19 protein-coding genes and 1 pseudogene are annotated in these 18,841 nt (G+C 65.8%); 5 read left to right on the top strand and 15 right to left on the bottom strand.

The annotated features are described in order from the left end of the window. Positions 1-8: 8 nt before the first annotated feature. The 10 genes from DJ029_RS05385 to DJ029_RS05340 all read right to left on the bottom strand — a co-directional run bounded on the left by DJ029_RS05385 (position 9) and on the right by DJ029_RS05340 (position 10,161). On the bottom strand, positions 9-1,247 hold the full coding sequence (locus DJ029_RS05385) for a phenylacetate--CoA ligase family protein (RefSeq protein WP_112321267.1): 1,239 nt from the start codon (positions 1,245-1,247) through the stop codon (positions 9-11). 54 nt (positions 1,248-1,301) lie between these two features. Continuing rightward, complete coding sequence (locus tag DJ029_RS05380; RefSeq protein ID WP_112321266.1) at positions 1,302-2,129, bottom strand: ABC transporter ATP-binding protein; 828 nt, start codon at positions 2,127-2,129, stop codon at positions 1,302-1,304. A gap of 68 nt (positions 2,130-2,197) precedes the next feature. Then, on the bottom strand, positions 2,198-3,484 hold the full coding sequence (locus DJ029_RS05375; RefSeq protein WP_112321265.1) for an ABC transporter substrate-binding protein: 1,287 nt from the start codon (positions 3,482-3,484) through the stop codon (positions 2,198-2,200). Positions 3,485-3,542: 58 nt separating this feature from the next. Further along, positions 3,543-4,709: a branched-chain amino acid ABC transporter permease gene (locus tag DJ029_RS05370; protein ID WP_112321264.1), complete on the bottom strand. Its 1,167-nt coding sequence runs from the start codon at positions 4,707-4,709 to the stop codon at positions 3,543-3,545. Positions 4,710-4,743: 34 nt separating this feature from the next. Beyond that, positions 4,744-5,145, bottom strand: coding sequence for a hypothetical protein (locus DJ029_RS05365; RefSeq protein WP_112321263.1), 402 nt, complete (start codon positions 5,143-5,145; stop codon positions 4,744-4,746). A 61-nt stretch (positions 5,146-5,206) separates the two neighbouring features. Then, the gene (locus DJ029_RS05360) at positions 5,207-6,208 is read right to left on the bottom strand and encodes a branched-chain amino acid ABC transporter permease (RefSeq protein ID WP_112321262.1); all 1,002 of its coding nucleotides are present in this window, start codon (positions 6,206-6,208) and stop codon (positions 5,207-5,209) included. Beyond that, positions 6,208-6,615, bottom strand: a complete 408-nt coding sequence (locus tag DJ029_RS05355) for a hypothetical protein (protein ID WP_112321261.1) — start codon at positions 6,613-6,615, stop codon at positions 6,208-6,210. The genes DJ029_RS05360 and DJ029_RS05355 overlap by 1 nt, the downstream gene beginning before the upstream one ends. Before the next feature lie 248 nt (positions 6,616-6,863). Continuing rightward, positions 6,864-7,685, bottom strand: a complete 822-nt coding sequence (locus DJ029_RS05350) for an ABC transporter ATP-binding protein (RefSeq protein ID WP_112321260.1) — start codon at positions 7,683-7,685, stop codon at positions 6,864-6,866. Between the two features lie 90 nt (positions 7,686-7,775). Next, positions 7,776-8,135 (bottom strand): hypothetical protein, encoded by a 360-nt coding sequence (locus DJ029_RS05345; protein ID WP_112321259.1) that lies wholly within the window; start codon positions 8,133-8,135, stop codon positions 7,776-7,778. Between the two features lie 64 nt (positions 8,136-8,199). Next, entirely contained in the window at positions 8,200-10,161 is a 1,962-nt protein-coding gene (locus tag DJ029_RS05340; RefSeq protein ID WP_112321258.1) for an AMP-binding protein, read from the bottom strand. A 225-nt stretch (positions 10,162-10,386) separates the two neighbouring features. Here DJ029_RS05340 and DJ029_RS05335 point away from each other — a divergent pair, with 225 nt between their 5' ends. Next, a complete protein-coding gene (locus DJ029_RS05335; protein WP_232822967.1) occupies positions 10,387-10,923 on the top strand; it encodes an RNA polymerase sigma factor in 537 nt (178 codons plus the stop codon). After that, complete coding sequence (locus DJ029_RS05330) at positions 10,920-12,956, top strand: vWA domain-containing protein (RefSeq protein ID WP_112321256.1); 2,037 nt, start codon at positions 10,920-10,922, stop codon at positions 12,954-12,956. The genes DJ029_RS05335 and DJ029_RS05330 overlap by 4 nt, the downstream gene beginning before the upstream one ends. Positions 12,957-13,005: 49 nt before the next feature. On the opposite strand, the gene DJ029_RS05325 is transcribed toward DJ029_RS05330, so the two are convergent. The 4 genes from DJ029_RS05325 to DJ029_RS05310 all read right to left on the bottom strand — a co-directional run bounded on the left by DJ029_RS05325 (position 13,006) and on the right by DJ029_RS05310 (position 15,977). After that, the gene (locus DJ029_RS05325) at positions 13,006-13,416 is read right to left on the bottom strand and encodes a c-type cytochrome (protein WP_112321255.1); all 411 of its coding nucleotides are present in this window, start codon (positions 13,414-13,416) and stop codon (positions 13,006-13,008) included. A gap of 70 nt (positions 13,417-13,486) precedes the next feature. After that, entirely contained in the window at positions 13,487-14,584 is a 1,098-nt protein-coding gene (zapE, locus tag DJ029_RS05320; protein WP_112321254.1) for a cell division protein ZapE, read from the bottom strand. Positions 14,585-14,688: 104 nt separating this feature from the next. Next, a complete protein-coding gene (locus DJ029_RS05315; RefSeq protein WP_112321253.1) occupies positions 14,689-14,943 on the bottom strand; it encodes a hypothetical protein in 255 nt (84 codons plus the stop codon). Positions 14,944-15,095: 152 nt separating this feature from the next. Further along, on the bottom strand, positions 15,096-15,977 hold the full coding sequence (locus DJ029_RS05310; protein WP_112321252.1) for a LysR substrate-binding domain-containing protein: 882 nt from the start codon (positions 15,975-15,977) through the stop codon (positions 15,096-15,098). Positions 15,978-16,076: 99 nt separating this feature from the next. On the opposite strand from DJ029_RS05310, the pseudogene DJ029_RS05305 reads away from it, so the two are divergent. After that, positions 16,077-16,780 (top strand): annotated as a pseudogene (locus tag DJ029_RS05305) (SDR family oxidoreductase). An 86-nt stretch (positions 16,781-16,866) separates the two neighbouring features. Here the strand turns inward: DJ029_RS05305 and trhO are convergent. After that, entirely contained in the window at positions 16,867-17,769 is a 903-nt protein-coding gene (gene trhO / locus DJ029_RS05300; protein ID WP_112321251.1) for an oxygen-dependent tRNA uridine(34) hydroxylase TrhO, read from the bottom strand. Positions 17,770-17,844: 75 nt separating this feature from the next. Between trhO and DJ029_RS05295 the strand changes: the two genes are divergently transcribed. Both DJ029_RS05295 and DJ029_RS05290 read left to right on the top strand, forming a co-directional pair. Then, a complete protein-coding gene (locus tag DJ029_RS05295) occupies positions 17,845-18,297 on the top strand; it encodes a hypothetical protein (protein ID WP_112321250.1) in 453 nt (150 codons plus the stop codon). Positions 18,298-18,360: 63 nt separating this feature from the next. Continuing rightward, positions 18,361-18,774, top strand: a complete 414-nt coding sequence (locus DJ029_RS05290) for a globin domain-containing protein (RefSeq protein ID WP_112321249.1) — start codon at positions 18,361-18,363, stop codon at positions 18,772-18,774. Positions 18,775-18,841: the final 67 nt, after the last annotated feature.

Below are 18,841 nucleotides of genomic sequence, written 5' to 3'. Positions count from 1 at the left end.
CCTGGCGCTCAGCCGGCGGCGTCGTAGTCCCGCGCATCCTCGATGACCTTGCCGTCGTTCGGCAGGCTGCCGGGGGCGACGATTTCCACCGTTCCGCGCAGCTTCAGAACCTGTGGCAGGCTGGCGGCGATGGCGTCGGCGTCCGCCGCACCATTGGCCGCCTCGGCCCTGACGATCATCGCGTCCTGATCGCCGTCCCGCAGGGCGATGACGCGGAAGCGCGCCACCTCGGGGTGGCGGGCCGCAAGTTGCGCCACCTGTTCGGGGCGCACGAACATGCCCTTGATCTTGGTCGTCTGATCGGCGCGGCCCATCCAGCCCTTGATCCGCATGTTGGTGCGCCCGCAGGGGCTTTGCCCCGGTAGCACGGCGGACAGATCGCCAGTGGCGAATCGCACCAGCGGGTAATCGGGGTTGAGCGTGGTGACCAGCACCTCGCCCACCTCGCCCTCGGGGACCGGGTCGCCGGTGCCGGGACGGACGATTTCGACCAGCACCTCCTCGTCGACGATCATCCCTTCGAGCGCGGCTGATTCGTAGGCGATCATGCCAAGGTCCGCCGTCGCGTAGCACTGGCGGCAGGTGATGCCGCGCGCGGCGTAGCCGTCGCGCAGGCTGGGGAACAGCGCCCCGCCGGACACGGCGGCGCGGGTGATTCCCAGGGTCAGGCCCAGCGCATCGGCCTTTTCGAGGATCTGCATCAGGTAATCCGGCGTGCCCGCATAGGCGGTGGCCCCGATCGAGGCCGCCGCCTGCGCCTGCAATTCGGTCTGCCCCGTACCGGCGGGAATCACCGTCGCCCCGACCGAGGCGGCGGCGTTCTCGAACATGTGCCCAGCCGGGGTCAGGTGGTAGGAAAAGCAGTTCTGCACCACGTCGCCCTTGCCGATGCCCAGCGCATGCATGAAGCGCCCGAACCGCCACCAGTTCGGCGCGGTCGAGCCGGGCTCGAAAATCGGGCCGGGCGACATGAACAGGTAAGCGAACTCGCGGGCAGGCCGCGTCGCGAAACCGCCAAGCGGGGGATTCGCGGCCTGCGGCCCCATCAGGTCGGACTTGCGCAGTACCGGCAGTTTCGACAGCGCCGCGCGATCCGTCACCGTTTCGGGCGCGACATCCCCCATCAGCGCCTTCAGGCTGGGGGCCATGCTCTGGGCTCGCAGGATCTGCTCGGGCAAGGCTTTCGCCCAATCCGCCGCGCGCTGGTCGGCACTGCGTGTTTCAAGCTGGTCGAAATGGCCGCTCATGGAAACTCTCCGTCCGTGTTCGTCTTCGTGGGGCTCTTGCGTGGCGCGTATCGCTCAGCTCAGCCAGCGCTTGCGGCGGCGGTAGCTGCGCACATCGCGGAACGACTTGCGGCCCTGGTCCCCCATGCCGAGGTAGAATTCCTTCACGTCCGGATTCTCACGCAATTCCGCCGCCGGGCCGTCCATCACGATACGCCCCGATTCGAGGATATAGCCGTAATGGGCGAATCGCAGGGCCACGTTGGTGTTCTGCTCGGCCAGAAGAAAGCTGACGCCCTCGTTCTCGTTCAGGGCCTTCACGATGCCGAAGATTTCCTCCACCAGCTGGGGGGCCAAGCCCATCGACGGCTCGTCCAGCAGAACGGTTTCGGGCTTGCTCATCAGCGCGCGGCCGATGGCGCACATCTGCTGCTCCCCCCCCGAGGTGTAGCCGGCCTGGCTTTTGCGCCGCTCTTTCAGGCGCGGGAAATAGGTGTAGACCATGTCGAGCGCGTCACTGATCGCCGCCTTGCCGTCGCGCCGGGTGTAGGCACCGGTCATCAGGTTTTCCTCGATCGTCAGATGCTCAAAGCAATGGCGCCCCTCCATCACCTGGATGACGCCCTTCTTCACCAGGTCCGAGGGGGACAGGTTGCCCACCCGCTCACCGCGATAGAGGATCGATCCCTTGGTGATTTCGCCCCGCTCGGAATGCAGCAGGTTCGACACCGCCTTCAGCGTGGTCGTCTTGCCCGCACCGTTGCCCCCCAGAAGCGCGGTGATCCCGCCCTTGGGCACGGTCAGGCTGACCCCCTTCAGCACGAGGATCACGTGGTTGTAGATCACCTCGATGTTGTTCACCTCGAGCAGGTGATCGGCTTGCAGTTCGGCATCGTCGAGCATGGCGGGTTCCGTCGCTTTTCGGGCAGTTGGCGCGCGCCCGAGGGGGTTCCCCGGACGCACGCTTTGGTTCAGCAATCGCGCGGGGTGATCCCGGCCTCGTCGGCGTAGGCTTTGCTGTCTTCCTCGATCAGCGGCTGGATCACCGTGCGGTCAGCGGCCATGAAGTCGGTGATGATGGTCCAGGTCTCGCTGTCCGCATCCCACTGCTGGATCGCGGCCAGACCCGGCCCGCTGTGATTCGCGCAGGAGACGGAGAACTCCGGCCCGAAGTTCGGCAGGCCAAGGGCCTCCATCTTCGCCTCGGTGATTTCCAGGGCTTCCATCCCGTCGCGCATCTGCGCCGCGGTGATGTCGGCCACGCCGTGGATTTCCTGCGCGGTCTTCGCGGCTTCCGCGGCCAGCATCGCGGCGTAAAGCCCACGGCTGTAGAGCACCGTGCCGATCTGGTCCCCGGCACCGGCGGCCAGGCCCTTGTCCACGACATATTCCTGGATATCCGCGTAGATCGGGAAGTCCGAGCCGGTGTTGTGCATGGCCAGTGACTTGTAGTTATCCGCGCCGGCCCCTGCGGGCAGCACGTCGTTTTCCGAGCCCGACCACCAGACGCCGATGAAATTCTCCATCGGGAAGCGGATGTTCGCGGCTTCCTGCACGGCGACCTGGTTCATCACGCCCCAGCCCCAGAAGAAGACGTAGTCAGGGCGTTCGCGGCGGATCTGCAGCCACTGGGACTTCTGCTCCTGGCCGGGGCTGTCCACGGCGATCAGGGTCAGGTTGTAGCCCTCGACCTTGGCGAGTTCCTCGAGCGTGCGGATCGGCTCCTTGCCGTAGGCGGAGTTGTGATAGAGCAGCGCGATGCTCTTGCCCTCAAGGCTGCCGCCGGACTGGTCCTTGGCATGCTGGACCATCACCGCCGCACCGTCCCAGTAAGTGCCGGGATAGTTGAACACCCACTCGAAAACCTTGCCGTTCGCGGCCGAGGTCCGCCCGTACCCCATGGAGTGAATCGGAATCCCGTCAGCGCTGGCCTTCGGGATCAGCTGGTAGGTGATCCCGGTGGACAGCGGCTGATAGACCAGCGAGCCGAGGCCCTTGGTCGACTCGTAGCATTCCACGCCTTTTTCGGTGTTATACCCCGTCTCGCATTCCGGCACCTGGACCGGAACGCCGCCGATGCCACCGTCGCGTTCGTTCAGCAGGGTGAAATAGTCCGCGTAGCCGTCGGCAAAGGGAATGCCGCCTGCCGCGAAGGGCCCTGTGCGATAGCTGAGCGACGGAAAGACGAGATCGGCCAATACCGGGCTCGTCCCCATCACGGTCACCATGGCCGCAGTTGCTAGGGTCTTGAGATTCATGTCGTTTCCTCCCTGACATGGTTTTCTTGTTCCGGTTTCCCCGGTTTGTGGGCCCGCCCTAGTGGGGGAAGGGCCAAAGTCGCAATTTCTCTTTCAGCGTGCGCCACAGGGCCGCCAAGCCATGGGGTTCCACGATCAGGAAAAAGATGATCAGCCCGCCGAGAATGATGAACTCGAAATGCGCGGCGATATCCGTGGGCCAGCCGAAGCCGCCGACCATGATGTTCTTCAGCAGAACCGGCATCAGCACGATGAACGCCGCCCCCGCGAAGGAGCCGAAGATCGAGCCGAGCCCGCCGATGATGATCATGAACAGCGCAAGGAAGGACTTCTGGATGCCGAACGCCTCGCCCACCTCGACCGCGCCGAGGTAGACGGAGAAGAATAGCGCCCCGCCGACGCCCACGAAGAAGGACGACACCGCGAAAGCCGACAGCTTCGCCTTCAGCGGGTTCACCCCGATGATTTCCGCCGCGATGTCCATGTCGCGAATCGCCATCCAGCTGCGCCCCAGCCGCCCGCGCGTCAGGTTGCGCGCAAGCCAGGCCATGAGGAACAGGATCGTCAAACAGAAGAGGTACTTCACCTCGGCCGTGGCGGTGGGGCCGGTGATCTCGAACCCCAGCAGCTCGCGCGTGGGGGCGTTGATCTGCCCCGAGGCGGAGTAGTTGTAGGCCCAGGACCACTTGTTGAACAGCCACACCAGGAAGAACTGCGCCGCCAGCGTGGCCACCGCCAGGTAGAACCCCTTGATCCGCAGCGACGGCAGGCCGAACAGCAGCCCCACGGCGGCCGTCGTCAGCCCGCCCATGAGCACCGAGAATGCGATGTTGAACTCCGGCAACTCGAACAGCACGCTATAGGTGGCCACGCCGGTGCATAGGAAGAACAGGTTCGCGCCGCCCTCGCAGGCGCTGACGTACCAGACGTCCAGCCCGGTCATGAACTTGTAGCAGGCATAGGCCCCAACGGCCATGAACCCGCCGGTGCCAAGGCTGACCTGCCCGCAATAGCCGGTCAGGATGTTCAGCCCGATGGCGATGACCGACCAGATCAGGAAGGGGATCAGCACCGCGTTCGCCATGTATTCCGTGATGAACAACGGGATCGCGAGGAAGCCGATGGCGACCACGATCATGTAGCGCCAGCGGTCGAAAGCGATCGGGAACGTCTGCCCATCGGCGGCGTAGCTGGTCTTGAAATCTCCGGCTTCGCGGTAAAACATCAGCGGGTTTCCTTGTTCCTGGTCCCCGGGGTCATCAGCGCAATCCCGTGTTACCGGGCTTCTCGAAGCCCGGGATGATTTCGAACAATTCCGGCGCGCGCATCCAGAGCAGTGCCCCGCCAAGGATCAGCCCCGGCAGGAACCAGATCCCGAAGGCCAGCCAGCCGATGGCCAGGAACAGCACCAGCGCGCCCCAGACGGCGAAGCGGTCTGCGTCCGGATCGCGCGGGTCCAGCACCGGCAGCAGTTCGCGCAGCCCGGCATAGCCCAGCAGGCTGAGCGACAGGATCAGCAGGGCGGCGCAGATCACGAAGGTTACGCCGGCAGTCACCGGCAGGAAGACCATCAGCACGCAGGCCAGCAGGCCAGCGCTGACAAGCGTGCGCAGGCCCAGCGTCTCGTCTTCGGTGAACAGGCGATCAAGCAGCTTTCTCATGTCTCGTCCCAGGACCTTGCACGGCAATTTCGGTGAATGGCAGTCGGCTTCATGGCGCGGCTCACACCCTTTCGATGATCTTTTCGCCAAACAGCCCCTGCGGGCGGAAGACGAGGAACAGCAGCGCCAGCACATAGGCGAACCAGTTCTCGGTCGCGCCGCCGATCATCGGCCCGATGGAGAATTCGAACAGCTTCTCGCCCACGCCGATGATGAGCCCACCCACGATCGCCCCGGGGATCGAGGTGAAGCCGCCCAGCATCAGCACCGGCAACGCCTTCAGCGCGATCAGGCTCAGGCTGAACTGGACGCCCAGCTTCGCGCCCCACATGATGCCCGCGACCAGCGCCACGAAACCGGCGATCGACCAGACGATCACCCAGATCGCCTTCAGCGAGATGCCGACGGACAGCGCCGCCTGGTGGTCGTCCGCCACGGCGCGCAGGGCGCGCCCGGTCTTGGTGTACTGGGAAAACAGCGTCAGAACGATCACCAGTGTCACCGCGATCATCGTCGCCCAGACGTCCAGCAGGTCGATATACATGCCATAGTATTCCGAGCCCTCCGCGGCCCAGCCCGCGGTGACATCCTCCAGCCAGAACGACCCGCCCGAGGGCAGGCCCACGTCCAGCCGCTTGATGTCCGAGCCCCACATCAGATCGCCCAGCCCCTCCATGAAGTAGGCAAGGCCGATGGTCGCCATGAACAGGATGATCGGCTCCTGGTTGACCAGGTGGCGCAGGATCAGCCGGTTCACCAGCCAGGCGAACAGGATCATCACACACAGCGACAGCAGGATGGCCAGCAGCGTCGGCACCGTCCATCCGAAGTGGTGAATATCCGTTCCGAACACCGCGTTGATGAGATGCGAGAAGGGCACCTGCCCTTGCTGGATTCCCACCAGCGTCAGCGCGGCGAACAACGCCATCACCCCCTGCGCATAGTTGAAGATGCCGCTGGCCTTGAAGATCAGCACGAAGCCGAGCGCCACCAGCGCGTACATCACCCCGGCCATCAGGCCGTTCAGGATCACCTCAACCGTGTAAAGGAACGTCGGGCTCATCAGTTCAGCAACCTCCGGGCTGTGGGGTTCCGCTCGGCCCGCGTGACCAGCGCGCCCAGGTAGTCATCGGGCAGGTTCGAGACGTGAATGGTGACGTAACCGCCCGCCTCGGCCCTGCCGTAGAGGAAAAGGCCGGTGGCGTTGGAGCGGCTCAAGGGCAGGCTTCCTTCCATCACGTAGCCGCTGTCCGCCAACCAGGGGCCCAGCGCGGCGGCGAAATCCTCGGGGGTGACGTCCCATCCGAGGACCTGGCAGGTGAAATCCACGTCCGGATCGATTACCAGCACGTTCCCGTCCGCGGTCTGCCAGACTTGCCCGCCACCTGCGACCAGGTGCCCCGTGGCGTCCGGGTCGGTCGCGACCAGGCCGTCGGCCGGCAGGCCGCTGGCCCTGGAAACCTTTTGCACACAAGATCCGGTCAATGCGTCGACCATCCTGCTCCCCGTTGTTTCCTCAGCCATGGCGGCTGATGCGAAAACGGCCATAAACGCGGCCACGATCGTACTCTTTACCATCTTCAAACCCTCGATAAGACGAAACTTCTGTCAGGCGCGCGATCCAGACACACGGATACGCGCCACTTGTGCCTGCCCCGTTTCGGGACCGGCCTGCGTCAGACGCGCGCGCCACTCCTGGCCGCGCGACACCCGCGCGCCTAATCATGCGCCACCCCGAGGTAGGCGTCGATCACCGCGGGATTGTTGCGCACCTCGTCCGGCGTGCCGTCGCCGATCTTCGCGCCGTAGTCCATCACGACGACCCGGTCCGAGATATCCATCACGACGCCCATGTCATGCTCGATCAGCGCGATCGTGGTGCCGAACTCGTCGTTCACGTCCAGAATGAAGCGGCTCATGTCCTCCTTCTCCTCGACGTTCATGCCGGCCATGGGCTCGTCCAGCAAAAGCAGGCGCGGTTCCGCCCCCAGGGCGCGGCCCAGTTCCACCCGTTTTTGCAGGCCATAGGGCAGACGGCCCACGGGCGTCTTGCGGATCGCCTGGATCTCCAGGAAGTCGATGATCTTCTCGACCACCTCGCGGTTGGCCACCTCTTCACGCTCGGCGGGGCCGGCCCAGATCGCCTGCTGCCACCACGGCGCCTTCATCCGCGTGAAGCGGCCGGTCATGATGTTGTCGAGCGTCGTCATGCCCTTGAACAAGGCGATATTCTGGAAGGTCCGCGCGATGCCCTGGTGGGCGATCTCATGGGGCTTCATGGGCTTGCGCCTCTTGCCTTCGAACCAGACCTCGCCCTCCTGGGGGTGATAGAAGCCGTTGATCACGTTCAGCATCGAGGATTTCCCCGCCCCGTTCGGCCCGATGATGGCGCGGATCTCGCCCTCGCGGATGTCGAAGCTGATATCCTTGATCGCCACCACGCCACCGAAACGCAGGGTGATGTGCTTCATCTCCATCACGACGCCACCGATGGTGCGCCCGTCCGGCGTGGTCATGGTCTGCGACGAGTCGAGGCTCATGCGAGGGGCCTTTCCGATAGCGGATCACGTTTCATTCATACCCTCCGAGCCCTGCCTGGCCTGTCGCCACGGGGGTTCGGCGCGCGACGCTCACAGAACCACCGCGCGAACGATGGGGCGCAGGAACAGCCCCGCGCTCATCAGGGTCAGAAGCAGGAAATAGACCCGGACAGGGCGGCCATCGAACTCGCTGGTGTCGGCGTTGAACCCGGTCAGCGCCCAGGTCAGGCCTACCTGGCGGCGCTGGGGCGTGAAGCTGTTGTTGTCCAGGAACCATATCAGGCGGAACGCCACATAGGCGCAGAAATAGACGGAGGTCAGCACCGCCAGGCTCATCGGGTGATAGTCAGACAGCAGCAGCCAGGCGCTCGCCGCGAACAGCAGCAGCAGGGACAGAACGCGCAGGACCGCGCCGACCTCGATATGATCGGGCTCGCGGAACCGGTTCATCGCGCCCCCTCATGGGACGGCGGGCGGGGCGATGCGCAGAGCGCGAGCGTCGTCCGGCGGCCCCTCATTCCGCGGCCACCGCCGGGTTGCGCGGCCAGACCTTCGCGTCGCGGATTTCCAGCGTCGCCTTGATCTTGCCCTTGCGCCCGTCCTCGTAGGTCACTTCTGTTTCGGTGTAGACGCTGTCCGACCCGTCGTAGAGCGCGTCGATGATGTCGGAGAACTTCTCCTCAATGATGCGGCGGCGCACCTTCTGGGTGCGCGTCAACTCGCCGTCGTCGGCGTCCAACTGCTTGTGCAGGATCACGAAGCGATGCACCTGGCAGCCGGACAGCATCCCGTCGTGGGCGATGCTCTCGTTCACCGCCTCCACATGCTCCTGGAACATCGCGTAGACGCGCGGATGCGCGGCGAGTTCCTGGTAGCTGGCATAGGCGATGTTGTTGCGCTCGGCCCAGTTGCCCACCGCCGCCAGGTCGATGTTCAGGAACGCGCAGCACCGGTCGCGCCCGGCCCCGAAGACCACCGCCTCAAGGATGTTGGGGTAGAACTTCAGCTTATTCTCGACATATTTCGGCGCATACATCGACCCGTCCGACATCTTTCCCACGTCCTTGGCGCGGTCGATGATGCGCAGCTGGCCGGTGTCCGGCTCGATGAACCCGGCGTCGCCGGTGGCGACCCAGCCTTCCGCATCCTTGGTGGAGGCCGTGCTTTCCGCGTTCTTGTAATACTCCTGGAACACCCCGGGCGAGCGGTAGAAGACCTCGCCGTTCTCGTCGATGCGGATCTCGACCCCGGGTGTGGGCGTTCCCACCGTATCCGCGCGCACCTGCCCGTCGGCCTGCTGGGTGATGAAGACGCTCGCCTCCGTCTGCCCGTAGAGCTGTTTGAGGTTGATCCCGATGGAGCGGTAGAAATCGAACAGCTCCGGCCCGATCGCTTCCCCGGCGGTGTAGCCGACGCGCACGCGGCTCAGACCCAGCGTGTTCTTCAGCGGGCCATAGACCAGAAGATCGCCCAGCCGGTACAGCATCCGGTCCATGAAACCGACCGGCTTGCCATCCAGGATGTCCGGGCCGACTCGGCCCGCGACGCCCATGAAATAGCGGTACATGCGCTGCTTGATCTTCGCCGCATCCTCCATGCGGATGGTCACATTGGTCAGCAGCCCTTCGAAGAAGCGCGGCGGCGCGAAGAAATAGGTCGGCCCGATCTCGCGCAGGTCATGCTGCATCGTGGCTTCCGATTCAGGGCAGGCGACGCAGAACCCGGTCCAGTACGCCTGACCCATGGAAAAGATGAAATCGCCCACCCATGCCATGGGCAGATAAGCCAGCACGCTGTCCGTATGGGTCAGGTGATCGACCTCTGCACTGGCCTTGGCGGTCAGGATGATATTGTCGTTGGACAGCACCACGCCTTTCGGCCGCCCGGTGGTGCCCGAGGTATAGAGCATCACGCAGGTGCTGGCCCCGCTCAGCGCGTCAGAGCGGCGCTTCAGGTCCCCCTCGTTGTCCGAGGCGCGCCCGGCGGCGACCACTTCCTCGAGCTTGTGCAGATGGGTGTGATCGTATTTCCGCAAGCCGCGCGGATCGAGGTAGAGGATCTGCTCAAGCCCCGGCAGCCGGTCCTTGATGTCCATGACCTTGTCGACCTGCTCCTGATCCTCGGCGATCACGTAGCGCGCGCCGCAGTGATCTAGCACATAGGCCATCTCTTCGGCCACTGCGTCTTGGTATAGCGGCACGGGAATCGCACCCGCGCACTGGATGGAGGTCATGGCCATGTACAGATGCGGGCGGTTGCGCCCGATCACGGCGACGTAATCGCCCTCGTCCAGGCCCAGCGCGATCAGCCCCTTGGCCAGCGCCGCCACCTGTTCCCCCGCCTCGGCCCAGGTCCAGCTTTGCCAGATCCCGAACTCTTTTTCGCGATAAGCGTGGCCTGTCCCGAATGAGTCGACATTCCGGGCCAGCAATTTCGGAAACGTGTCCAGCCCCGTGGCTGGCCGGTCTGCCGTCATTCGTGGTCAACCTCCCATTCGCGGGTCGTTGCCCGCGAGCCGCAATACGTTGCTGCGGCGTTTTTCAATGGACCATTTGAATTGAGTCTAGCACCGTTCAAGCGCAGGTCTACGGAAAAAATTGAACCAGCGTTCATTTCCCTCGAACCAGGTGACGCCGCGCGAAAAAAAGTTCAGTCTACCGCCAAGGATCGGCGCTGCGCATGCGTCTAACGGGGCATGAGAATGGAGCCGAGCGACATCAGCCTGGTGGAACGGGCGCTGCGAGCGGATGCCGACGCCTTTGGTGAGCTTGTGGCGCGCCATTACGAGCGAATCTACCGGCTGTCGTACCGCGTCCTCGGCATCCAGGCAGAGGCGGAGGATCTGGCGCAGGACATCTGCGCCGCCCTGCCGGGCAAGCTGAAAGGGTTCCGCCGCGAGTCGCTGTTCACCACCTGGCTGCACCGGATCGTGATCAACGCGGCGCGTGATCGGCTGCGGCGGCAGGCAACACAGACCCGCACCGCCAACGCCTGGGGCGACGTGGAAACCATGCGCCGCGCCGAGGCGGCCGAGTCGGCGGCGGCGCAGGCGTGGCTGCGCCGGGCCATGGCCGCGCTGACGCCGGAGTTGCGCGAAACCGTCGCGCTGGTCCTCGGCGAGGAGATGACACACGCCGAAGCGGCCGAGGTGCTCCAGCTGTCAGAGGGCACCGTAAGCTGGCGCATGAGCGAGGTCCGAAAGCGCCTGCGCACCATGGCTGAGGAGGACAAGGTATGACCCAGGACCCTCTCGACAGACTGTCCCGCGCCCTGAAGCAGGGCACCCCGCCCCCGTCCGAGGCGGCGAAACAGGCGGCGTTGCGCGCGGCGGCCGAAAATTTTTCGCGCGCGCACCAAGGATCGCCCGCGCAGGCGCGTCCTACTCCTGACCGCACGCAAGAGGCGCGCGGTTTCTGGACAGGAGTGAAAACCATGCTGACCCGCCTCACCTCGACCCGCGCCCTGATGGGCACCTCCGCCCTTGCCACCGCCGCAATCGCGGTTGTGCTGTTGGGCGACTTCGGCCCGCTGCGTCACGGCAGCTCGCACATGGAGTCCGCCCTACGCGACGCGATCCGCCGGGCGGAACAACGCACCGCAGACGACGAGCGTGGCCGTAGCGATACCCTTGCCGGGCAGGTCGAGGGGCAGCAGCGGAGCGCGCCGCCCGCGCCAATCGTGCTCGGGAAAAGTGATATGGTCCAACTTGAAGAGATTGCCCCCGCCGAAGAGGCCGAGTCTTTCGCGGACGGTGACATGGCGGTCGCCCCCCGCTCCGCGCCGTTGCTGCAATTCACCCCCGGCGACGGCATCCAGATGGAACGGATTGCGCCTGAGCCCGCGCGCCCCCTCGTCGTTCGCCCGCCCGAATCCTCGAGCGAGGCTTTCCCCGAGGCGGCGGCGAACCCGCTGAAACTCACGGCGGAGGAGCCCGTCTCGACCTTTTCCATCGACGTGGACACGGCGGCTTACGCGCTGGTCAGGAACTCGCTGCAAAATGGCACGATGCCCCCGCGCGCGGCGGTGCGGATCGAGGAAATGGTGAACTATTTCGACTACGCCTACCCCGCGCCGGACAGCCGCGAGGTGCCTTTCGCCACCTCCGTCTCCATCGCCGAAACGCCGTGGAACCCGTACACGAAGCTGATGCACATCGGCATCCAGGGCTATGAGCTGGCCGAACGCCCGCCGCTGAACCTGGTGTTCCTGATCGACACCTCCGGCTCGATGGAGGATCCGAGGAAGCTGCCGCTGCTGAAGCAGTCCTTCAAGCTGCTGCTTGAGACGCTGAGCGCCGAGGACAGTGTCGCCATCGTCACCTATGCAGGCTCCGCCGGCATGGCCCTGGCCCCGACCCCGGCCAGCGAGAGCGCGATAATCCTTGACAGCCTTGACCAACTGGCGGCGGGCGGCTCCACCGCCGGGCAGGCCGGGCTGCAACAGGCCTATTCCGTGGCCGAACAGATGGCGACGGAGGGCGAGATTGCCCGCGTGATCCTGGCCACGGATGGGGATTTCAACGTCGGCATCTCCGACCCCGAGGAACTGAAAACCTTTGTCGAGGACAAGCGAGACAGCGGCACCTACCTGTCGGTGCTGGGCTTCGGGCGCGGCAACTACAACGGCGCGGTCATGCAAAGCCTGGCCCAGAACGGCAACGGCATCGCCGCCTATATCGACACCTTGGCCGAGGCGCAGAAAGTGCTGGTCGAGGATATGACCGCCAACCTGTTCCCCATCGCGGGCGACGTGAAAATCCAGGTGGAGTTCAACCCCGCCCAGATCAGCGAATACCGCCTGATCGGCTATGAAACCCGCGCCCTGAACCGCGAGGATTTCAACAATGACGCCGTGGACGCGGGCGAAATCGGCGCGGGCCACCAGGTGACCGCCCTTTACGAGATCACGCCCGTCGGCTCCCCCGCGGAACGGATCAGCGACCTGCGCTATGGCACATCCGAAACGACGCAGGCCAGCGACACCTCCGGCGAATACGCCTTCCTCAAGCTGCGCTACAAGCTGCCGGGGGAGGAGCGTTCAAAGCTGATCGAAACCCCGGTGCTGCCCGATCGCGCGGACATCGCGCCGCAGGAAACGCGGTTCGCCGCCGCTGTCGCGGGCTTTGCCGGGCTGCTGCGCGGGCATCGCGCCACGCCGGGCTGGGACTACGCGGACGCGCTGGCGCTAGCGGCGGCCAACCGGGGCGAGGATGCCTACGGCTACCGCTCGGAACTGCTCAGCCTGATCCGCATGGCCGACGCGCTGGACTGATCCCCGCCAGCCGGTTTGTCCGGGCGGCCCCTTTGTGGGCCGCCCGTTTTCATTCAGAGACTTGAATGCTTTCGACGTATTTCGCCAGCGCGATCAGCGAGGCGGGGGTCGGCGTCAGAATACCGTCGCCGCTGTCGAAGGGCACGGTTTCGCTTTCCGCCAGCATGTCGCCGAAACGCGGCATGTCGCGCGACGGGGCCTTGTAGCCGTCGATCATCGACATCACGGCGGCGAAATCGAAGCTGCCCTCGTTGCGCACGGCAATCCGGGTCAGGTCCGAGGGCGGCTTCGCCAGCCCCTCTGCCGCCGGGCCGTCGCCAAGGCCGGCGGGGCCGTGGCAGACCGCGCAATGCTCGCCGTATATGGCCGCCGCGTCCACCTGCTCGACCGGGTCACAGGCGGCGACCAGAAGGATCGGCAGGCCAAGGGCGACGGGCAGGGCTGCTTTCAGATAGCTCATCAGATGTGTCCTTTCGGGGCTTTCCCACAGGATGTGACAGGTCGCGCCGCACCGCAAGCGGACGGGCGGATCATGCCGCCCAGTCCGCGCTGCGCATTTCCTCGAGCCGTGAAGCGGTGCGCGCGAATTCGAAGGCGCCCGCGCCTTCCTCGTACAGTGCGTCGGGCTCGGCGGCGGCCGAGCAGATCAGCCGCACCTGCGCCTCGTAAAGCGTGTCTATCAGGGTGACGAAGCGCTTCGCCTCGTTGTTCTGCGCGCGGCTGAGGCGGGGGATGTCGTCGATCAGCAACACTCGCAGCGCGTCGGTGATGGCAAGGTAGTCGCCCGGCCCCAGCGGCTGACCGCAGAGATCGGTGAAACTGGCCCGCCCAACGCCGTTCAGCACATGCGGAATAACCACGTCCCGCCCCTTGTGGCGCAGCACCAGCCGGCTGCCCGGACCGCCGGCAAGACTGTCCCAGGCCGCATCCATCGCCGCCCGCGATTCCGCGCCAAGCGGGGTGTGATAGACCGGCGTGCCCTTGTAATAGGCGCGGCGATGGTCCGTCTCCCCCGCCACTTCATGTACCTCGAGCCGGTCCTTGATGAGCGCGATGAAAGGCAGGAACAGGTGGCGGTTCAACCCGTCCTTGTAGAGGTCATCCGGATGCCGGTTCGAGGTGGCGACAATCACCACGCCGCGCGCGAACAGTTGCTCGAACAAGCGGCCCACGATCATTGCGTCGGTGATGTCGGTGATCTGCATTTCGTCGAAGCACAGCAGCGTCGCGCTGTCGGCGATGGCGTTGGCGACGGGCTTGATCGGGTCTTCCTCACCGCGCTTGCGGGCGGCGTGGATGGCGTCGTGCACCTCCTGCATGAAGGCGTGGAAATGCACGCGGCGGCGCGGCTCGGTCGTGGCGGTGGCGTAGAACAGGTCCATCAGCATGGACTTGCCGCGCCCCACCCCGCCGTAAAGGTAGAGGCCCGGGACCTCGCGCTGTTCCATCTTCTCCCGGCCCCAGCCAAAGACGCCGAGGCGCACCTTCTTGGGCTTGGCGGGCTGGTAGCCCTCAAGCCGGTTGTGCAGCAATTGCAGCTTTTCAACGGCCAGGCGCTGACCGCTGTCCTCGGAATAGGTGCCGTCGGCCAGCCCCTTGCGATAGACCGGCAAGAGCCCGTCGCTCATGTCCTGCCCCTTTGCCTTCACGCATCGGAATGGCGCGTGTTTCGGGGCCCGTTTGTGAACCTAGCGGCGCAGGAAGTAAACCGCGGGCTGACAAGAGCGGCAGCTCAGAAGTTGAACTGGAAGCGCGGGGCCGCCCCGTTCAGGATCGCCTTGATCCGCCGCCGCTTGTCCGCTTCGGAGATGGTCGAGCTGTCGGCCACATGCTTCAGCAACGCGAGTTGCGCGGTGCTCAACTGGCTCGCCTGCTCCGCGCTGAGGCCGAGGCTCGCGGCCAGCTGGCTGCGCCCGTCTGCGGCGGCAGCGGATGCGGCGGCGGCGGAAAAGACAAGGCAAAGGGTTATCGTCAGGATACGGGTCATCGGCGTCAGCCTCCGGAATTGCGGGTTTGGGATGGAGTCTAGCCCAGCGCCGCCGCCGTCACAAAACACCTTTCCGTTTCAGCGGCGTTACAGGCGGCCGGAAGCGTCTGATCCAACGCACCCCCGCCCCGGCGGGTCCGGGGATGACCGCGTCACCCGGTCGTCGGCTCCGCCCTCGATTCGAACCAGCGGAACGCCGCATCCGCCGCCGGTCCGCGGTTCACCTGCCGGTTGCGGACAAGGTAGAAGTCCTTTCCCGCGTCCATCGGTTGCGCCGACGCCTCGACCAGCGCGCCCGCCTGCAGTTCGCGCAGAACCAGGAACCGGCTGACCAGCGCAACCCCCTGCCCGGACAATGCCGCGTCGATCGTCAGGGTGGTGGGGCTCAGCCGCAGCCCGCCGCCGCTGCGATCCTCCACACCGATGGTCCTCAGGAAAGCGGGCCAGAGGTCGTAACTGTCGTGAAGCTTCGGCAGCCGCGCCATGCACGCCGGGGAAAGCGGCAGCGTTTCCGCCTGCACCAGCGCCGGGGCGCAGACGGCGACGATCTGCTGGCGAAACAGACGCACAACGTCGAGCGAGCCGCCAGAGGGCCGCGCGCCCTGGCGCACGGCCAGGTCCACACCGTCGCTGTGAAAGCTCGAGACTTTCTCCGTCGCGAGAATGCGCAACTCGATATCGGGATGATCCTTCGCGAAGTCCGGCAGATTCGGGATCAGCCATTTCGCGGCAAAGGTCGGCGTGACGCTGACCGTCACCTTCCCGGGCCGGGGCAGCAGGATATCGGTCGCCGAGCGCAGGTCGGCGAAGGCCGCCGCGACCCGCGCATGGTAGCCGCGCCCGCTGGCGGTGAACGCCAGTCCCTTGGGCAACCGCTCGAACAGCGGCAGGCCCAGGTGCGCCTCCAGCGCGCGCACCTGCTGCGCGACCGCGCCCTGCGTCACGCCCAGTTCCTCGGCGGTGGCGCGGAAGTTCAGGTGACGCCCCGCGACGTCGAAGACCCTGAGCGCGTTGAGAGGGGGAAGTTCGGCCATTCTGACAGTTGTATAACTACTGTCAGGAAACATCAATTCTGCTGCACGCAGCGCCCCGGAACCCGGTATGCAGGGGAAAACGGATAGAAGGAGATCATCATGTCTGTAGAAAAAGTGGCCCTCGTCACCGCCGGGGGCAGCGGCATGGGCGCAGGCGCGGCGCGCCGGCTGGCGGGTGATGGCTTCAAGGTCGGTATCCTCTCCTCCTCTGGCAAGGGAAAGGCCCTGGCGGAGGAGCTCGGCGGGTTCGGCGTCACCGGGTCGAACCAGTCGAAGACGACCTTGCCAGCCTCGTCGACGGGGCGAAGGAACGCTGGGGCCGCGTCGATGTTCTGGTCAACTCAGCCGGGCACGGGCCCAAGGGCCCGGTGCTGGAGATCTCGGACGAGGATTGGCACAAGGGGATGGACGTCTACCTGATGAACGTCATTCGCCCGACGCGCCTGGTGACGCCGCTGATGCAGGCGCAGGGGGGCGGGGCGATCGTCAACATCTCGACCTTCGCGGCGTTCGAGCCTGACCCGCTTTTCCCGACCTCGGGCGTGTTCCGCGCGGGCCTTGCGGCCTTCACCAAGCTGTTCGCAGACAAATACGCCGCCGGGAACCTGCGCATGAACAATATCCTTCCCGGTTTCATCGACAGCCTGCCCGAGACGGAGGAACGCCGCGCGCGCATCCCCCTTGGCCGCTATGGCACGGTGGAAGAAGTGTCCTCGCTGATTTCCTGGCTGGCGTCGGACGGGGGCGCTTACATGACGGGGCAGAACCTGCGCATCGACGGCGGGGTGACCCGGTCCGTCTGATGGCGCGCCCCGGCCACCGCCGGGGCGGCGCACTCAGCAGATAACGTCAGCCACGTCGGCAACGGCGAACCCTCGCGAGCCGAACGTCAGCCGAGGTGGCTTTCCCCCCGCGCCCTTGCGCGGGCGATCTGCGCCTGACGCTCGCGAAAGCGCTGGCGGTCGCGTTCATCGCGCTCACCCGCGCAGGCGTGGCATTGCACGCCTTCTTCGTACTCGGGGCGTTCGGTATCCTCGGGCAGCAGCGGGCGGCGGCAGGCGTGGCACAGAAGGTGCGGCCCTTCCTCCAGCCCATGCTCGACGGACACGCGGCCATCGAAGACGAAACACGAGCCTTCCCAGGTGCTGTCCTCTGCCGGGACCTCTTCCAGGTAGCGCAGGATGCCGCCTTCCAGGTGGCGCACGTCCTCGACCCCCTGGGACATCAGGTAGTTCGTGGCCTTTTCGCAACGGATGCCGCCGGTGCAGAACATCGCCACCGTCTTTCCCTTGAAGGCGTCGGCGTTCTGTTCCCACCAGGCGGGGAACTCGCGAAAACTCTCGGTTTCCGGGTTGATCGCGCCTTCGAAGGTGCCGATCCCCACCTCGTAATCGTTGCGGGTATCGATGACGACGACATCGGGGCTGCGGATCAGCGCGTTCCAGTCCTGCGGCGGGACGTAGGCCCCGACAGACGCGCGAGGGTCCACGTCGGGCTGGCCCATGGTCACGATTTCCCGCTTTAGGCGCACCTTCATGCGGCGGAACGGCATTTCGGCGGCGGAGGAGAACTTCGGCGCAAGATCAGCGCAACCGGGCAGCGCGCGGATGTGATGCAGAACGGCGTCGATCCCCGCCTCGGGACCCGCGATGGTGCCGTTGATCCCCTCTTGCGCCAGCAACAGCGTGCCGCGCACGCCGTTCGCCTCGCAGATCGCCTGCAACGGCGTGCGCAGCGCGGCAGGGTCGGCGAAAGGCGTGAATCGATACAGGGCGGCGACGGTGAAGCTCATGACGGCGATGTAGCAACTCCGCGCGGGCTGGAAAAGATGCTTTGCGCGTTCCGCCCTGCGTGGCAGGGTCGCGCGATGAAAGTCGTTGAGGATACCGACGCCGTTCTGGTACTGGAACACAGGCCGCTGCGGATGGCCGTGGTACTGAATGCCGCCGGCGCGGCGGTGGCGCTGACGGCCGGCCTGGCAGAGGGGGCCCAACCGGGGCGGCTGATCGGCATCGTCTGCGGGCTCGGCCTGGTTGCACTGGCCTGGTGGGCGTTCCCCCTGACCCGCACGGTCTTTCACCGCGCCGAGGGGCTGTTCGTTCACGAGGAACGCAGGCTGACCGGCAAGCGCCTCACCCCGCGCCCGCTGGACAGCATCCTCGGCGCGCGGGTGGAGGCGACCTGGTCCGACAGCAGCCGCCAGACGCGGCTGGTCCTCGACACAAGCGACGGCCCCCTGCCACTGGAATGCACCTCGGGAAACGGCAACCGGCTGGGCGTGGAAAGCACGGTGAACGACTGGCTGACGCGCCCCGTTTGATCCTGATCAAGGCGCCATCCGCGCGCAGCCGCGACCCTGTCCATTCAAGCGCCGGAGGATCTCATGGCCCTCACACCCTATGAATACGCCCTTGTGCGCGACAGCCTGGCCGAGGCGCGCGCCCGGATGGAACCCGGGGACACCCGCTTTTACGAGCGCCTGTTCGCCCTTCGTCCCGACTATCGCAAGTTGTTCCGCGATGACATCGCCGGGCAGGGCATGAAGTTCATGAGCACGTTGTCCGTGGTGGTCGACGCGCTCACTTCGGAAGAGGTGTTCAGGCATGACCTGCGCGAACTGGCCGAGGGGCATGCCGCCATCGGGATCACCGCCGCGCATTACGCGCCCATGGGCGACGCGCTGATCGACACCTTCAAGGAGGTGCTCGGCCCCGACTTCACGACCGAGATGGAGGACGCGTGGCGAAGCGCCTACGCCCATATCGCCGCGCGGATGATGGAAGCGGGGCACTCCTGAGCGACCAGCCCCCCCGCCGGGCGCATCAACAGTTGACTCGGCACGCCGTTCGGCCTAATCCCGCGCC

It is taken from the genome of Oceanibium sediminis, from assembly GCF_003265325.1.
In the GTDB taxonomy this organism is placed as follows: domain Bacteria; phylum Pseudomonadota; class Alphaproteobacteria; order Rhodobacterales; family Rhodobacteraceae; genus Halovulum; species Halovulum sediminis.
This window is presented reverse-complemented; position numbering and strand designations above follow the sequence as displayed.

Bases quoted from the DNA above. Each gene is read 5' to 3' on its own strand.
- DJ029_RS05385 (WP_112321267.1), bottom strand. From the start codon at position 1,247: ATGAGCGGCCATTTCGACCAGCTTGAAACACGCAGTGCCGACCAGCGC.
- DJ029_RS05380 (WP_112321266.1), bottom strand. From the start codon at position 2,129: ATGCTCGACGATGCCGAACTGCAAGCCGATCACCTGCTCGAGGTGAAC.
- DJ029_RS05375 (WP_112321265.1), bottom strand. From the start codon at position 3,484: ATGAATCTCAAGACCCTAGCAACTGCGGCCATGGTGACCGTGATGGGG.
- DJ029_RS05370 (WP_112321264.1), bottom strand. From the start codon at position 4,709: ATGTTTTACCGCGAAGCCGGAGATTTCAAGACCAGCTACGCCGCCGAT.
- DJ029_RS05365 (WP_112321263.1), bottom strand. From the start codon at position 5,145: ATGAGAAAGCTGCTTGATCGCCTGTTCACCGAAGACGAGACGCTGGGC.
- DJ029_RS05360 (WP_112321262.1), bottom strand. From the start codon at position 6,208: ATGAGCCCGACGTTCCTTTACACGGTTGAGGTGATCCTGAACGGCCTG.
- DJ029_RS05350 (WP_112321260.1), bottom strand. From the start codon at position 7,685: ATGAGCCTCGACTCGTCGCAGACCATGACCACGCCGGACGGGCGCACC.
- DJ029_RS05345 (WP_112321259.1), bottom strand. From the start codon at position 8,135: ATGAACCGGTTCCGCGAGCCCGATCATATCGAGGTCGGCGCGGTCCTG.
- DJ029_RS05340 (WP_112321258.1), bottom strand. From the start codon at position 10,161: ATGACGGCAGACCGGCCAGCCACGGGGCTGGACACGTTTCCGAAATTG.
- DJ029_RS05335 (WP_232822967.1), top strand. From the start codon at position 10,387: ATGGAGCCGAGCGACATCAGCCTGGTGGAACGGGCGCTGCGAGCGGAT.
- DJ029_RS05330 (WP_112321256.1), top strand. From the start codon at position 10,920: ATGACCCAGGACCCTCTCGACAGACTGTCCCGCGCCCTGAAGCAGGGC.
- DJ029_RS05325 (WP_112321255.1), bottom strand. From the start codon at position 13,416: ATGAGCTATCTGAAAGCAGCCCTGCCCGTCGCCCTTGGCCTGCCGATC.
- zapE (WP_112321254.1), bottom strand. From the start codon at position 14,584: ATGAGCGACGGGCTCTTGCCGGTCTATCGCAAGGGGCTGGCCGACGGC.
- DJ029_RS05315 (WP_112321253.1), bottom strand. From the start codon at position 14,943: ATGACCCGTATCCTGACGATAACCCTTTGCCTTGTCTTTTCCGCCGCC.
- DJ029_RS05310 (WP_112321252.1), bottom strand. From the start codon at position 15,977: ATGGCCGAACTTCCCCCTCTCAACGCGCTCAGGGTCTTCGACGTCGCG.
- trhO (WP_112321251.1), bottom strand. From the start codon at position 17,769: ATGAGCTTCACCGTCGCCGCCCTGTATCGATTCACGCCTTTCGCCGAC.
- DJ029_RS05295 (WP_112321250.1), top strand. From the start codon at position 17,845: ATGAAAGTCGTTGAGGATACCGACGCCGTTCTGGTACTGGAACACAGG.
- DJ029_RS05290 (WP_112321249.1), top strand. From the start codon at position 18,361: ATGGCCCTCACACCCTATGAATACGCCCTTGTGCGCGACAGCCTGGCC.